The sequence below is a fragment of the Allobosea thiooxidans genome (assembly GCF_900168195.1).
GTDB classification, from domain to species: Bacteria; Pseudomonadota; Alphaproteobacteria; order Rhizobiales; family Beijerinckiaceae; genus Allobosea; species Allobosea thiooxidans.
The window spans coordinates 1-14,562 of sequence record NZ_FUYX01000014.1 but is presented as its reverse complement, the minus strand read 5'-3'; the positions used below and the strand labels follow the sequence as shown (position 1 = coordinate 14,562).

Below are 14,562 nucleotides of genomic sequence, written 5' to 3'. Positions count from 1 at the left end.
CTCGGGTCTGCGCTACGCTCCGCCCGAGAATGACGCATGTTTCAATGCCCCAGATAGGCTTCGATCACGGCCGGGTTGGCGCGGACCTCGGCCGGCGTGCCCTCGGCCAGCATCCTGCCTTCCGCCAGCACGATCACGCGTGTGCAGAGCGACATCACGAAATCCATGTTGTGCTCGATCACCACGAAGGTCGCCCCCTGCTCGGCATTGATGGCGCGCAGGCGCTCCTTGAGATCGCCCAGCATGGTGAGGTTGACGCCGCCGGCCGGCTCGTCGAGCAGCACGAGGCGCGGGCCGGCCATGAAAGCCATGGCCGCATCGAGCAGCTTCTGCTGGCCATAGGACAAGCCCCCGGCCTTGGCGTCAGTGAGATGGCCGAGCTTGAAGAAGCCGATCATCTGCTCGGCCTTTTCCGAAAGCCCCGCATCGCGCGCGCCGAACAGTCGGCCGAGCATCGAGCCCTGATGCTCCTGGCCGGCGAGGATCAGGTTCTCGCGCACCGAGAGTTCCGGGAAGACCTGCAGCAGCTGGAAGGTGCGGCTGACGCCGAGCCGGTTGAGCGCGGACGGGCGCATATTGGTGACGTCCCGCCCGTCGAGCTTCACCGCGCCTTGCGTCGGTTCGAGCTGGCCGAGGATGCAGTTGAACAGGGTCGACTTGCCGCAGCCATTCGGCCCGATGATGCCGAGGATCTCGCCCTCGTTCACCGAGAAAGAAACGCCGTTCACGGCCTTGATGCCGCCGAAGGCCTTGTGCAGGTCGTGGACTTCGAGGACCGAGCTCATCGCGCGCCTCCGCTCTTGCGCCGGAGGACGTTCCAGCCGCGCTCGGCGAGGCCGCTGACGCCTTGCGGGCAGACGACCAGCAGCGCAAGCACGATCGCCGCGAAGAGGATGAGGTAGAGCGAACCGGCAAAGCGCAGCCACTCCGGCAGCACGACGCCGAGCAGCGCGCCGATGAAGGGGCCGAAGAGGTAACCGGCGCCGCCCGCCACCACCATCAGCAGCAGCGAAAAGCTCTGCGACAGCGCGAAGGGAGAGGGATCGATGAACTCGACCAGCGGTGCGTAGAGCGCGCCCGCGAAGCCGCCATAGGCGGAGCCGATGGCGAAGGCGAGCAGTGTATAGGCGCGGGTGTCGATGCCGAGGCTCGCGGCCCGGACCGGGTTCTCGCGCAGCGCGGTGAAGGCACGGCCCCAGGGCGAGCGGATCAGCCACCACAAGGCCAGCGACAGGATCAGCGTGACGACGACGACGAAACGATGGAATTCGAGCGCGCCGAACAGCTTGATGCCGAAGAATTCCGGCCGGTTGATGTTGGAGATGCCGAAGGTGCCGCCGGTCAGCCATTGCTCGTTGCGCAGCACGAGCCAGACCAGCGTCGAGAAGGCGAGGGTCACGAAGGCGAGGTAATGCGTGCGGACACGCAGCGCCGGGAAGCCGAGCAGGAGGCCGACCGCGAAGGTCAGGAGGCCGGAGATGCCGAAGGCTGCATACCAGCTCACGCCGAATTTCGTGGTCAGGATCGCGGTAGCGTAGGCGCCGAGGCCCATGAAGGCGGCCTGCGCCAGCGAGGTCTGGCCGGCATAGCCGAGCGTGAGGTTGAGCCCCATCACGCCGATGCTCATCACCAGCCAGAGCGAGAGCACATAGGTGCCGTAGCGGCCCATGCCGACCGGCGCGAACCAGAGGATGACGGCGCCGAGGATGAGCGCGACCAGCGCGGCGTCGATCCGGCGCGCGGCGCGGGGCGGGGAGGCGGCGGCGTCTTGCAGGGCAGGGGCGCTCATACGCGGCGCTCCTCCTTGCGGCCCATCAGCCCTTCCGGCTTGACCAGGATGATGGCGACAAGCAGCACCAGCGGCACGGCCAGCCGGTACTGCGTCGAGATGTAGGCGGCAGCGAGCGAATCCGCGACGCCGATCAGGATGCCGCCGACGAGCGCGCCGCGCACCTGGTTGAAGCCGCCGACGATGGCCGCGATGAAGGCGAAGAGGCCGATGGTCTCGCCATTCGAGAATTTGGCCAGATAGATCGGCGAGATCAGCAGCGAAGCGACGACGGCAAGCGCCGCGTTGAGCAGGAAGGTGAGCAGCACCATCCGCTCGACGGGGATGCCGAGGATGCGCGCGACCGTCGGGTTCTGCGCCGTTGCCTGCATCTGCCGGCCAAGCTTCGTGCCGCCGACGAACCATTGCAGCAGGCCGATCGCCGCGAAGGCGACGACGATGATCGCGAGATGCTGGAGCGAGATCGATATGCCCAGCAGGTTGACCATGTCGGTCGGCACCAGCGAGGGGAAGCTCTGCGCCTCCGCCGAGAAGCCGTCCTTGGCGCCTTCCTTCATGATGATCGACAGCGCCATGGTGGCGATGGCGAGCGGCAGCACGCCGTGCTTGATCATCGGGTCGACGACGACGAGCTTGAAGCCGGCGCCGAAGATCAAGAGGAACACCGCGATACCGATAAGCCCGCCGGCCCAGAGCGGCAGGCCGAAGAGCTTGACCGCGAGCAGGATCAGCACGGCCGGCAGCATGACGAACTCGCCCTGCGCGAAGTTGATCGTCTGCGAGGTCTGCCAGACCAGCGTGAAGCCGATCGCGGCGAGCGCATAGATCGCACCCGTGGCGATGCCGGCGATGAGATAGGCGATGAATTCGGCCATGGCTGACCTTGTCTCGGGCGACTGGCGTCATGGCCGGGCTTGACCCGGCCATCTCTTGCTCGGGCGGGACATTCCGCCCGCCGTCATTGCGAGGAGCGTGAGCGACGAAGCAATCCAGGGGGACGTGGAGCTCTGCCGCTCCTGGGTTGCTTCGCTGCGCTCGCAATGACGAGCGCGGTTCGAAACCGTTTACGGCTTGATCCGCGGCAAGGTGGTGTTGATCACCTGCTTGCCGTTGACGACCTCGGCGAGGAAGCTCTCGCGGTCGAGGTCGCCGTTCTGCTCGATCACCGTGTCCATCAGAACGCCGGGCTCCTCGCTCGCCTTGATGGTGGCGCCGCGCAGCGTGTCGGCGAGGCCCTTCTTGTCGAGCTTCTTTTGCCTCTCCGTCGCCCACTTGACCATGAACACGGCCATGTAGCCCTTGATGCCGTTATGGTCGGAGGCGAAGCCGTACTTTTCGCGGTAGCGCTTGCCGAATTCCTGCAGGGCCGGGATCGGCGCGTCGGTCGAGAGGCCGACATGGCCCTTGGCGCCGTTGGCGGCGTCGCCGGCGAGCTCCAGAACCTTGGCGCCGAGCAGCGTCGTCTCGCCGATCATCGGCTTGGCGATGCCCTGCTGCTTGGCGGCGCGCAGGAAGCGGGCGCTCTCCTCCTCGTTCAGATAGACGAAGACGGCGTCCGCATTGGCGTTCTTCACCTTGATCGCGTCGGCGGTGAAATCGGCCTGGCCCTGCTCGGTCGAGACGTCGACGGCGACCTTGATGCCGGCCTTCTCGAGCTCCGGCAGGATGGCGTCGCGGCCGCCCTTGCCGAAGTCGTTGTTGACCCAGACCACGGCGATCGAGCCGGCCTTGACGGTGTCCTTCAGATATTTGGCGATTTTCGGCATCGCCGCCGTCTGGCTGAGCGAGGTCCGGAAGATGTAGGGGTTGCCCTGCTTGGTGAAGCCGGCCCCCTCGCCGCCGACGATCTGGGCGACCTCGGCGCGCTGCGAGATCTGCATCGAGGCGCCGATCGGGCCGGAGAAGATCGGGCCGAGGATGGCGTAGGCGCCTTCGTCGATACCGCGCTGCACGGCGGCGCGGGTGTTGCCGGGGTTGGTCTGCGTGTCGTAATGGACGATCTCGACCGGCTTGCCGAGGATGCCGCCCTTGGCGTTGATGTCGGCGGCGGCCATGTCCGCGCCGTTCTTCCAGTTGGTGCCGGCAGCGGCGCCCGCGCCCGAAAGCTCGATCACGTCGACCAGCTTGACCTTGTCCTGTGCCTGCGCGGGCAGGCTGAGCGCGGCGCCGAGCGCGGCGGCCATGACCCAGAGCGATTTCATTCCCTAACTCCTCCCAAGCCGTTTCTTGTCCGTCCGTCAGCGCCTGCGGCGGGAGCCGGACGTCGCGGAACCGTGCGGTCATTGCCGCAGCGTGACCGCCTGCTTCTTGAGCGGCTTTGAGGCTTGATGTCCAGAGGCGGCGCGGCTTCGCGGCGCGAGTGCTCCGACTTTGCCGGGGATTGAGGCGGGGTCCGAGGCGGCGCGCCGATGGCCTGCCGGTGGGAGGCGGGAGTTACGGTCCGGCAGGCAGATCACGCGCTCTGCGGTCGAGGTCGCGGAAGAGCGGCAGCGACTGCTCGGCGAAGCTCTTCAGCTCCTGGTCGCCTCCCTCCTTCGCATAGCGCTCCATCAGGGTGGCGGTCTCCTGATGCGTCCGGCGCTGGCTGTCGACATAGGCCCTGTCGAAATCCGGGCCTTGCCTGCCGGCGAGGTCGCGCAGCAGCTCGAGATGCCGGCCGTCGGGGCGATCCGGCAGGGCGACGTCCGAGCGCTTGGCCACGATGCGGCGCAGGCCGCTTGTCGCAGACGCCTGGTCGTCGGCGATGCGGTGGGCGAAAGCCTTGATCGCGGTCGAGCCGCTCTTGCTGAGCGCGAGCGTCGCCGCTTCGACGCCGAACATGTTGGCGACGGCGGTCTGGTTGACGAAATCCTGCGCCGGCATCGGCGCCTGCGCCCGGGCGGCGACGACGAGGAGCACGGCCGTGGCGGCGCAAGTCAGGGTTCTCCGCAAGCGAAGGGGATTGCCGATCATGACGGGGCAACCAGCCGGCGGGGCTGAGGTTCCATGCGCATGGGCGGGACGCTGCTGCGCGTCTTGTCGCACCCGGTGCGCTGCGCTAGCACGGGCCAGGGCGCTGTGGACCGCCCGCGATGCAGAGGTAACTCCATGCCGACCACCGTCGAGACCGTGCGCGATGCGCTCGTGCAGGCCCGCCGCGACCGCTCGCTGATCGAGACGGCGAAACTGCCGGTGCCGGAGACCCTGGCGGAGGGGCTTGCGGCGCAGGCGGCCGTCGGCCGCGCGCTCGGCCTGGCCGAGGCCGGCTGGAAGGTCGGCATCGCCGAGGACGGCACGCCGATCGCCGGGCTGATGCCCGGCCCCTATCTCGCGCCCGGCGACGTCTATGAGGGTGCGATCGGCGCCGAGCTGCGCGTCGAGATCGAGCTCGCGCTGAGGCTGTCGCGCGACGTGCCGTTCCGGCCAGGGCAACCCTATTCGCGCGCCGAGCTGCTCGCCTGCTGCGACAAGGCCTATCTCGGCATCGAGATCGTCGAGAGCCGCCTGGCCAACTGGTTCGGCAAGGTCGCCTTCCCGCTCTGGCTCGCCGATGCGATGGGCCATGGCGGCTACATCCTCGGTCCCGAGATCGACATCAAGACGCTCGATGACCTCGGCGGCCTCGGCTGCTACATCTCGCTCAATGGCGTGACGATCTACGACCAGCCCGCGGTTCACGGCAATGGCGATCCGATGGTGCCCTTCCTGGCCTGGGCGAACCGCAAGCGCGATGATCTCGGCGGCCTGCGTGCGGGCCAGATCATCACCACCGGCAGCCTCTGCGGCGGCGTGCTCTCCCCCGGAAAGGGCGAGGTCGTGACCAAGCTCTCGCCGCTGGCGACGGTCGCGCTGACACTGCGCTAGGTTTCCGCAGCGGCGAGCCGGGCCGGCAGCCCGCCCCGGCTCCGTGGCGCTACGCCTCTTGCGTCTGCGGCGCGGGCCGGTTTCCCACGACCCGGTCGCGCCCCTGCCGCTTGGCCTCGTAGAGATGTGCGTCCGCATGGGCGACGAGCCCGCGGATATCGGCGCCGTCCTCGGGGAAGGTCGCGACGCCGATGCTGATCGTCGGGGCGGCGGCGAATTCCGCCGCCAGCGTGCGGCCGACGGCGAGGCGCATGCGCTCGGCCGAGGCCAATGCCGCGTCATGCGGCATGTTCTCGCAGAGCACGACGAACTCCTCCCCGCCATAGCGGAAGATGAGGTCGTCGCTGCGGCTTTCCGTGCGCAGGCATTCGACCACGCGCCGCAGCACCTCGTCGCCGGTGACATGGCCGTAACGGTCGTTGATGCTCTTGAAGTGATCGACATCGAGGATCGCCAGGCTGACCGGGCGCCTCGCCGGCGCGCAGCGTGCCAGCGTCGCCTGACCCAGCGCCTCGAAGCGCTCGCGGGTCAGCGCTCCGGTGAGCGCGTCGAAGCCGCTCTTGCCAAGCAGTTCCTCGTATTTGTGGCGATAGGTCAGCTTGTGGAAGACATCCCGCAGCGGCTGCGGCGCCAACTCGGTCGCATCGCGCTCGAACAGGCCGAGATAGAGCCCGATCAGCGCGGCATAGACCGCGGCTGCGCCCATCTTCGCCACCCAGCCGCCGAACAATGCGCCGAGCGGGGTGCCGGTCACCATGTGAAGCCCGACGAAGAAGCCGAGCTGATCGAAGGTCAGGATGATCGCCAGGCTCAGGCCGGCGCGCAGGACCACCGAGCGGGGCACGAGCCGGCGCAGCTTCTCGTAGATCAGGATCAGGGCGATCGAATCGACGAAGAGCAGCGTCGTGCCCCAGACCATCAGCGCGCCCATCTGGTCGATCAGCACGAGGTCCGGATTGTAGCCGGGAAGGCTGACGGGCGGGCCGTAGAGCCGCAGCGTCGCCACCAGCGCGACCATCAGGAAATTGCCGATCAGCAGCCCGTAGATCGGCTGGCGCACCGTCTCGGCATCCTCGCGGATGTAGAACAGCAGGATGATCGCGAGCTTGCCTGAGAACAGCACCGTCGAACCGGGCGAGAGCAGGCCGAAGGGCAGCTCGATGAAGAACACCGCCGCCAGATAGGTTTCGAGGAAGTGCATGACGCCGAGCGCGCATAGAAACGCGCCGAGCCCCATCATGTGGCGCAGCCGGAACAGCGTGGCCATCACGCCGAAATAGATCAGGGCCTGGGCGAGCAGCAGGAAGGTGCCGGACATCCGGCGATCTTATCGCACGCCTTTCTAACGATGGGTCAACGCTGCATCGGCGGTGGCGCCGGCGAAGCGCGGGCAGGGCGCTGCTGCGACCGGAGCCCCCGAGGCCGGCAACCAAAGCTTAGGCTTTTCCCGACAAGGCTTCCCGGTCGGTTGCTGGAGGGCGGGCCAGCGGCTTGAGCATTGCGCCTGCCCGCTCGGGCCGTATGATGGCTGCGGGCAGGGACACCGTTTGATTGCGTGGCGGGGGGTTGCTTTGGAGGGTGGATGCGGTTTTGGCGTAGGGCAGGGCATGCGGTCGCGCTAAGCGGCGGCTATGCGTTTGCCACACTGCTGAGCCTGCAGGCTGAACCTGCCCGGGCTTTCGATCTGTCGTCGCTCGACGTGTTCGGCCTCTTCACCAAGAAGGACGAGCCGCCGGCGCCGAGCGCGTCTGCCTTGCCCTACAAGCTCGATTTCGATCTCGGCGACGCGGAGAATGCCAAGGCGCTGACCCGCACGCTGCAGGACGCTTCGCTGCTCTATCGGCTGCGCCAGGATGCGCCGCCGGACGGCGAGACGCTGGCCCGGCGCATGACTGCCGATTTCAAGCCGCTCGTCGATGCGCTGTGGTCGCAGGGCTATTTCAACGCGGAGGTGGCGCTCGTCGTCAACGGCACATCGCTGACGCTCGGCGTCGAGCCGAACGCCACGCTCATCCGCACGCTCGAGGCGCATCGCAACCGGGATGCCGTGCCGATCACGGTCAAGGTCAGCCCGGGCAAGGTCTTCGGCCTGCGCAAGATCGACGTGGTCGAGCGCGACGAGGCCGGCCCGCCGGCGATCGCGGACCCGCTCAAGGTTTCGAAGCTCAAGGCCGGCGACCCTGCGACGGCGGCCGCGCTTCGCGGCGCGCAGGCCGCGCTGGTCGACTATATGCGCGCCCAGTCGCGCCCGCTCGCCAAGGTGGTCGAGCTCAGGCCGGTCGTCGACCATGCCGCGGGCATCATGGACGTCACCTATGTCCTGGCGCCCGGGCCGCTCGCCGGCTTCGGCGACATCACGATCGGCCAGACCGACGAGATACCGCCCGAGGTTGTGCGCTCCTTCATCTATCTGGAACCCGGCGACCCCTATTCGCCGAAGGCGCTCGCGGATACGCGCCGCTCGATCGCGACCATCCCGGCGGTGGGCTCCGTCCGGATTCGCGAGAACGACAAGCTCGACGGCGCCGGCAACCTGCCGATCTTCGTCGAGGTCACCGAGCGGCCCAAGCGTCTGCTCGGCTTCTCGGCCCGCTATTCGACGATCGACGGGCCGCAGGTGAAGACATACTGGGAGCACCGCAACCTGTTCGGCGGGGCGGAAAGGCTGCGGCTGGAGGCCAGCCTCTTCCTCGCGCCGCGCATCGACGGCACCAAGATCCAGAGCTTCGGCGATTTCAAGGAATCGGATCTCGGCGCGCGCTTCGCCTTCAGCTTCATGAAGCCGGCGCTCAATGGCAGCCGCTACGACTGGCTGATCGACGGCGTCGCGACGCGGGAGCGCGTCGGCCTCAACCGTTATGGCGGCTATACGGCGCGCTATGCCAACGTCACCACGGCGATCCGCCACCGCTTCAGCGACACCTTCTCGGTCCAGGCAGGCCTCGAGGTCGAGCGCGGCCAGACCAGCGACGTACTCGGCCAGGTCGACTACACCCTGGTCGGCGTGCCGCTCTCGGTGAAATACGATTCGACCGACAGCCTGCTCGATCCGACGCGCGGCTTCCGGGCGATCGCCTCCTTCACGCCTTATCCGACCTTCCTGGGCTCGACGGTCGGGATCTACCAGACCAAGGCGGCGTTCTCCGCCTATTACGCGCTCGACGAGGATGCGCGTTACGTGCTCGCCGGCCGGATCGGCTTCGGTTCGGTCGCTGGTGCGAGCCTCGACGAGATACCCTCGACGCGGCGCTTCTACGCCGGCGGCGGCGGCTCGGTCCGCGGCTACGCCTATCGCAGCCTCTCGCCGCTGGGGCCGATGAACCAGCTCGTCGGCGGGCGCAGCCTGCTGGAACTCTCGGCCGAGGCGCGCATCAAGATCACCGACACGATCGGCATCGTGCCCTTCTTCGATGCCGGCACCGCCTTCGAATCGAGTTTCCCGGACGGCAAGCAGCAGCTGCAGATGGCCGCAGGGCTGGGCCTGCGCTACTATACCGGCATCGGTCCGATCCGCGTCGACGTGGCCGCGCCGATCAACCCGCGCAAGGGCGACAAGCCCGTGGCGCTCTATGTCAGCATCGGGCAGGCCTTCTGATGCGCCGGCTCCTGACCATTCCCCGCCTTGCGCTCTTCGCCCTGCTGCTCACGGCGGGCTTCCTCGCCTCGGCCCATTTCGGCGGTTTCGCCCAAAACGCCCAGACCGATCGCGGCATCGTCGCCGACCTGATTTCCAAGGCGCTGTCGAGCGATACCAGCCAGGTCTCGATCGGCGAGGTCAACGGCGCGCTCTCCTCCGATGTCGAGATCCGCGACATCGTCCTCTCGGATCGCGACGGTGCCTGGCTGCGGCTCGACCGCGTCCGGCTGGTCTGGACGCGCAGCGCGCTCCTCCTTCGCCGTCTCGACGTCGACCGGCTCGAGATCGGCAAGCTCGAAATCCTGCGCAGGCCGGCGCCGCAGCCTGCAGGCACGGCGCCGCCGAGCAACGAGCCGATCCTGCCGGAACTGCCGCTCAAGCTGATCCTGCGCGCGCTGCAGCTCAACGAGCTGGTGCTTGGCGAGCCGGTTATCGGCGCCGCGGCCCGGCTCGCTGCCACCGGCGCGGCCCGGCTCGGCCCGCCCAATGAGGGGCTCGACCTCAAGCTCGATGCCAGGCGGCTCGATATGGGCGGGACTTTCAACATTACCCTGTCCTTCGTGCCGGAAAGCACACGCCTGCAACTTGCCGCTAAGCTCGACGAGCCGGCCGGCGGCCTGATCTCGAAGGCGGCGGGGCTGCCGGGCGAGCCGCCGGTGAAGCTCGATCTCAACGGCGACGGTCCGCTCGATTCCTTCCGCTCCAACCTGACCTTCGTCGCCGGCCCGACGATCGGCGCGGAAGGCTCGGCCACGCTCAATCGCGCGGGTGCCGAACGGCAGCTCGCGCTCGCGCTCGATGCCCGCATCGAAGGGCTGATGCCGCCGCCGGTCGCGCCGGTCTTCGCCGGCTCGACCCGCCTCGACGGCGCGGTCGGCTTCCCCGATGGCGGCGGCGTCGATATCCGCAATCTGGCGCTGGTTTCGGCGCTGGCACGGCTTGACGTGCTCGGCCGCTATAATGCCGACAAGACGCTCGACATGCGCGTCAGCGCCGCCTCGCGACCGAACGACGGCGGCCGCACGGTCGCCGCGGGTACCGAGATCGGCAAGCTCGCCTTCGACGCGACGATCCGCGGCCCCGTCGCCGGTCCGACCATCGTCGCCAAGCTCGATGCTCAGGACGCGAGCATGCCCGTGGGGCGGTTCGGCAAGGTCGATCTCACCTTCAACGCCACGCCGAGCGGCACCATCGGCGAGTCCGGGACCCGCATCGCCCTGACCTCGGACGGACAGGCGAGCGGTATCGCTCTGGCCGACAAGGCGCTCGCCCGGGCGGTGGGAGACAAGGTCACCTTCACCCTGCGCGGCACGGGACAGGACGACGGCACGGCCGATTTCGAGACGCTGAAGCTCGCTCTGTCCGGCGTCGAGCTCGACTACAAGGGCAAGCTCGGCCAGGCGCGCGTGCTCGGCCAGCTCAGGGCGGTGCTGCCCGATCTCGCGCGGCTGAGCGGTCTCGCCGGCCGGCCGCTCGGGGGCAGGGCGGAGGTCAGCGCCGATCTCGACGCCACCCCGCGCCTCAATGATTATACGGCGACGCTGGAGGGCAAAGCCGAGCGGCTCGCCACCGGGACGGCTGCCGTGGATCGCCTGCTCGCCGGTAGCCTCACGCTCGCCGGGCGGGTCAATGCGCTCGCGGGCGACTACACGGTGAGGGATCTGCGCGTGGCCGGCCAGCACGCCACCTTCACCGCGAATGGCGCAATCGGGCGGCAGCAGTCGAACCTGAAGCTCGCGCTCGCGCTGCCAGACCTCAAGCGTGCCGATCCGCGCCTCTCCGGCCGCGGCGACGTCGATGCCGAGATCACCGGCCCGCAGAATCGGCTCGACGCGACGGCGCGCATTCGCGTCGCCAACGCGACCGCGCTGGGGCGGCCCGTTCCGCGCCTGGCGATCGAGGCGGTGGCGAAGGATCTTCAGGGCGCGCTGAACGCCAGCGTGAACCTCTCTGGCGAAGTGGATGCGAAGCCGGCGACCGGCACGCTCCAGCTCGCACGCCAGCCCGATGACGGCTGGAACCTCTCGACGCTCGACTTCGCCATCGGGTCGGTCCGCCTCAATGGTGGCCTTACGCTCGATCCCGCCAGCCGTGCGGCCGGCCGGCTGACGCTCGCCGCGCGCAATCTCGACGATCTCTCGGCGCTGGCGCTGACCAAGCTCGGCGGGCAACTCGACGCCGACATCATTCTCGCGGCTCCCGACGGGCGGCAGGATGTCGATCTGAAGGCGCGTGGCGCGCGCCTCGTCGGCCCCTCGGTCTCCATCGACAAGCTCGATGCGACGATCGGCGCGAAGGACATCTATGGGCGCCCGATGCTCGACGCGGCCGTGGCGATCGACCGTGCCGTCGCAGCCGGCGAGACGATCAGCGCCATCCGCTTCGATTCGAAGGGCGCGCCCGAGGCGAGCGCCTTCACGCTCAGCGCCAATGCGCGCGGCTTCGCGCTGAAGGGCGCCGGCCGGCTCGTGCCCGGCGAGCCGCTGAAGCTGGAGATCGCTTCCTTCGATGCTCGTCGCGACGGCCGTGCGATCACCCTCGCCAATCCGGCCTCGTTCAGCTTCCCGGCGTCCAGGGTCGAGATCGCCGGCCTCGCCCTGATGATCGACAAGGGGCGTGTGACGCTCGACGGCCGTGCGGGCGAGACGCTCGACCTGCGCCTCGCCGCCCGCGACGTGCCCCTCTCGGCCGCCCGCATCGCCGTGCCCAGCCTCGATCTTTCCGGCACCCTGAATGCCGAGGCCCAGGTCAAGGGCCGGCCCGGCGATCTCTCCGGGCCCTGGAAACTGCGGATCGCCCGGCTGGTGACGCCGGAGACCCGGCAGGCTGGCCTGCCGCCGGTCGAGATCGCGGGCGAGGGCGCCTTGAAGGGCGACGCCACCAGCGTTTCCGCCACGGTCAATGCCGGCCGCGGGGCGAGCCTGACGTTACGCGGCACGGCTCCGCTCAATGCCGCGGGGGCGCTCGATCTTTCCGCCCAGGGGCGTGTCGATGCCGCGCTGGCGAACACCATCCTCGCCGTGAATGGCCAGCGGCTCACCGGCAATGTCGCCATCGACATGCGCGCCGGCGGCACGGCTTCGGCCCCGCATCTCAGCGGCAGCGCCACCCTCTCGAACGGCAGCTTCACCGATGCGTTGCAAGGCATCCGGCTCAACGCCATGGAGGCGCGCATCGCCGCCAATGGCGACAATCTGACGATCGAGCGCGCCTCGGCCCGCACGCCCAATGGCGGCACCATCTCCGCCAGCGGCCGGGTGCAGGTCGATCCGGCCGCTGGTTTCCCCGGCGATATCCGCATTCGCGGCGAGCGTGCCCAGCTCGTCTCCAGCGGGCTCGTCACCGCGGTTGCGGGCCTCGACCTCCAGATCAACGGGCCGCTGGCCCAGCGTCCGCGCGTCGGGGGGCGGATCGACATCGCCTCCCTCGAGGTCTCGGTCCCGGACCGCCTGCCTGCCTCGCTCCGGCCGGTCGACGGCATCAAGCATGTCAACGCCCGCGGCACCGCCGCCGCCCGCCTCGCCGCTGCGCGCAAGGCCAGGGAGGCGCGCGCCCGCGGCCGTGCCACGCCGGCTTTCGATGCGATGCTCGCGCTGACCGTTTCCGCGCCCAACAAGGTCTTCATCCGTGGCCGCGGCATCGATGCCGAGCTCGGCGGCGAGATTCGTGTCGGCGGCACCTCTTCGGCGCCGGTGCTGGACGGCGGCTTCGAGTTGCGACGCGGCCGCCTCAGCGTGCTGACCCAGCGCCTCGATTTCAGCCGCGGCCGGCTGACCTTCGCCGGTGGCCTGATTCCCGAGCTCGATTTCGTCGCGGAGACCAGCGCCGGCGACGTCACGGCGCGGATCGTCGTCAGCGGCCCGGCCGACCAGCCGGCCTTCACCTTCACCTCGCAGCCCGAGCTTCCTCCGGACGAGGTGCTGTCGCGCCTGCTCTTCGCTCGCGCTTCCGGCTCGCTGTCGCCGTTCCAGGCGCTGCAGCTGGCGCAGGCCGCGGCCCAGTTCGCCGGCGGTGGCGGCGACGACACCTTCGAGCGGCTGCGCAAATCGCTCGGCGTCGACAACCTCGACATCCAGATGGGAGCGGGCGGGCCGACCGTCGGCGCCTCGCGCTACATCAGCGACAACGTCTCGATCGGGGTGAAGGTCGGCACGAAGCCGGAGGATAGCGGCGTCTCGGTCGGCGTCGACGTGACCAAGCGCTTGAAGCTCCAGGCCGAGACCGGAGCCGACGGCAGCGCCGCGGTCGGAATCGGCGCCGAGTGGGAATATTGAGCCGGCCGCGGGCGGGAATCGCCGTCCAGGAGATTCGCGCCGCAGGCGGTCGGTGTGGCCCCTGATTCCTGCCTTTGGGGCAGGCCGGTCGGGCCGAAAATGGCCGGCGCGGTTAACAACTCGTGAATTTCAGGGATCAAAGCGTGGCCTGCCTGCAACACCGGTATCCAAAGCACCCCCCTGGCCGGCTCAACCGGCTGATCGTGGTTGATCGGCGGAGGCGCATTCGTATGGTGGGAATGCGTCGGGACGTTCCCGGTCGCTGTTTTTCGTCTTCGCCTCCGAATTAGGTCGGTGACGCAGGCGAAAGACCGGGAATAGGCAGGTTCTGCATCTGGTCTCCAAACCGGTTGCGGGGGGCAGGCCGAAGCCCGAGGGTCTCGAAACTCTTTTGGAGGTTACCAAATGAAGCTCGTTAAGAGCCTCCTCCTCGGTTCCGCCGCCGGCATCGCCGCGGTCGCCGGGGCTCAGGCCGCCGACCTTCCCTCGCGGAAGGCCGCTCCGGTCGAATACGTTCGCGTCTGCAACACCTGGGGCGCTGGCTTCTTCTACATCCCGGGCACCGACACCTGCATCCGCATCGGTGGTCGTGTCCGCGCCGAGTACACCTTCGGTGAGCGTTGGAACCGCGGTCAGGACTCGTACGGCACCCGCGCTCGCGGCCGTATCTACGTCGACGCCCGCAACCAGACTGCCTACGGCACGCTCCGCACGTTCATCCGTTACGACGTGACGACCAGCACCGGTTCGTACCGTTACGGCGGCTTGAACGCCGGCGCCAACCGCTTCTCGGGCGTCAACGGCGTCACGCAGGACAGCGCGGTCAACCTCGACAAGGCGTTCGTCCAGTTCGGCCCGATCACCGCTGGTAAGGCGCAGTCGTTCTACGACTTCTACGCCAACGACTACGGCTTCAGCGTCGTCCGCACCTCGGACCGTTCGCCGAACCTGTTGGCCTACACCGCCACCTTCGGCGGCGGCTTCAGCGCCACGCTCTCGCTCGAAGATGCGAAGACCAC

General features: G+C 68.6%; 10 protein-coding genes. 4 read left to right on the top strand and 6 right to left on the bottom strand.

The annotated features are described in order from the left end of the window. Window positions 1–41: 41 nt before the first annotated feature. The 5 genes from B5Y19_RS20845 to B5Y19_RS26205 form a co-directional block, all read right to left on the bottom strand. Entirely contained in the window at window positions 42–785 is a 744-nt protein-coding gene (locus B5Y19_RS20845) for an ABC transporter ATP-binding protein (RefSeq protein WP_055726230.1), read from the bottom strand. Further along, on the bottom strand, window positions 782–1,789 hold the full coding sequence (locus B5Y19_RS20840) for a branched-chain amino acid ABC transporter permease (RefSeq protein WP_055726231.1): 1,008 nt from the start codon (window positions 1,787–1,789) through the stop codon (window positions 782–784). The genes B5Y19_RS20845 and B5Y19_RS20840 overlap by 4 nt, the downstream gene beginning before the upstream one ends. Next, the gene (locus B5Y19_RS20835; RefSeq protein ID WP_055726232.1) at window positions 1,786–2,664 is read right to left on the bottom strand and encodes a branched-chain amino acid ABC transporter permease; all 879 of its coding nucleotides are present in this window, start codon (window positions 2,662–2,664) and stop codon (window positions 1,786–1,788) included. Before B5Y19_RS20835 ends, B5Y19_RS20840 begins: the two co-directional genes overlap by 4 nt. Before the next feature lie 189 nt (window positions 2,665–2,853). Continuing rightward, a complete protein-coding gene (locus B5Y19_RS20830; RefSeq protein WP_055726233.1) occupies window positions 2,854–3,990 on the bottom strand; it encodes an ABC transporter substrate-binding protein in 1,137 nt (378 codons plus the stop codon). Window positions 3,991–4,222: 232 nt separating this feature from the next. Next, window positions 4,223–4,720: a DUF4142 domain-containing protein gene (locus B5Y19_RS26205; RefSeq protein WP_176168681.1), complete on the bottom strand. Its 498-nt coding sequence runs from the start codon at window positions 4,718–4,720 to the stop codon at window positions 4,223–4,225. Between the two features lie 156 nt (window positions 4,721–4,876). Here B5Y19_RS26205 and B5Y19_RS26200 point away from each other — a divergent pair, with 156 nt between their 5' ends. Then, window positions 4,877–5,632 (top strand): hypothetical protein, encoded by a 756-nt coding sequence (locus tag B5Y19_RS26200; protein ID WP_176168680.1) that lies wholly within the window; start codon window positions 4,877–4,879, stop codon window positions 5,630–5,632. Between the two features lie 49 nt (window positions 5,633–5,681). Here B5Y19_RS26200 and B5Y19_RS20820 read toward each other — a convergent pair whose 3' ends face one another. After that, a complete protein-coding gene (locus tag B5Y19_RS20820; RefSeq protein ID WP_055726236.1) occupies window positions 5,682–6,950 on the bottom strand; it encodes a GGDEF domain-containing protein in 1,269 nt (422 codons plus the stop codon). Window positions 6,951–7,214: 264 nt separating this feature from the next. On the opposite strand from B5Y19_RS20820, the gene B5Y19_RS20815 reads away from it, so the two are divergent. The 3 genes from B5Y19_RS20815 to B5Y19_RS20805 all read left to right on the top strand — a co-directional run. Continuing rightward, a complete protein-coding gene (locus B5Y19_RS20815; RefSeq protein WP_055726237.1) occupies window positions 7,215–9,227 on the top strand; it encodes an autotransporter assembly complex protein TamA in 2,013 nt (670 codons plus the stop codon). Beyond that, entirely contained in the window at window positions 9,227–13,543 is a 4,317-nt protein-coding gene (locus tag B5Y19_RS20810) for a translocation/assembly module TamB domain-containing protein (RefSeq protein ID WP_055726238.1), read from the top strand. The genes B5Y19_RS20815 and B5Y19_RS20810 overlap by 1 nt, the downstream gene beginning before the upstream one ends. A 405-nt stretch (window positions 13,544–13,948) precedes the next feature. After that, window positions 13,949–14,562, top strand: a 614-nt coding sequence (locus B5Y19_RS20805) for a porin (protein WP_139384500.1), incomplete at its 3' end; no start/stop codon positions are given.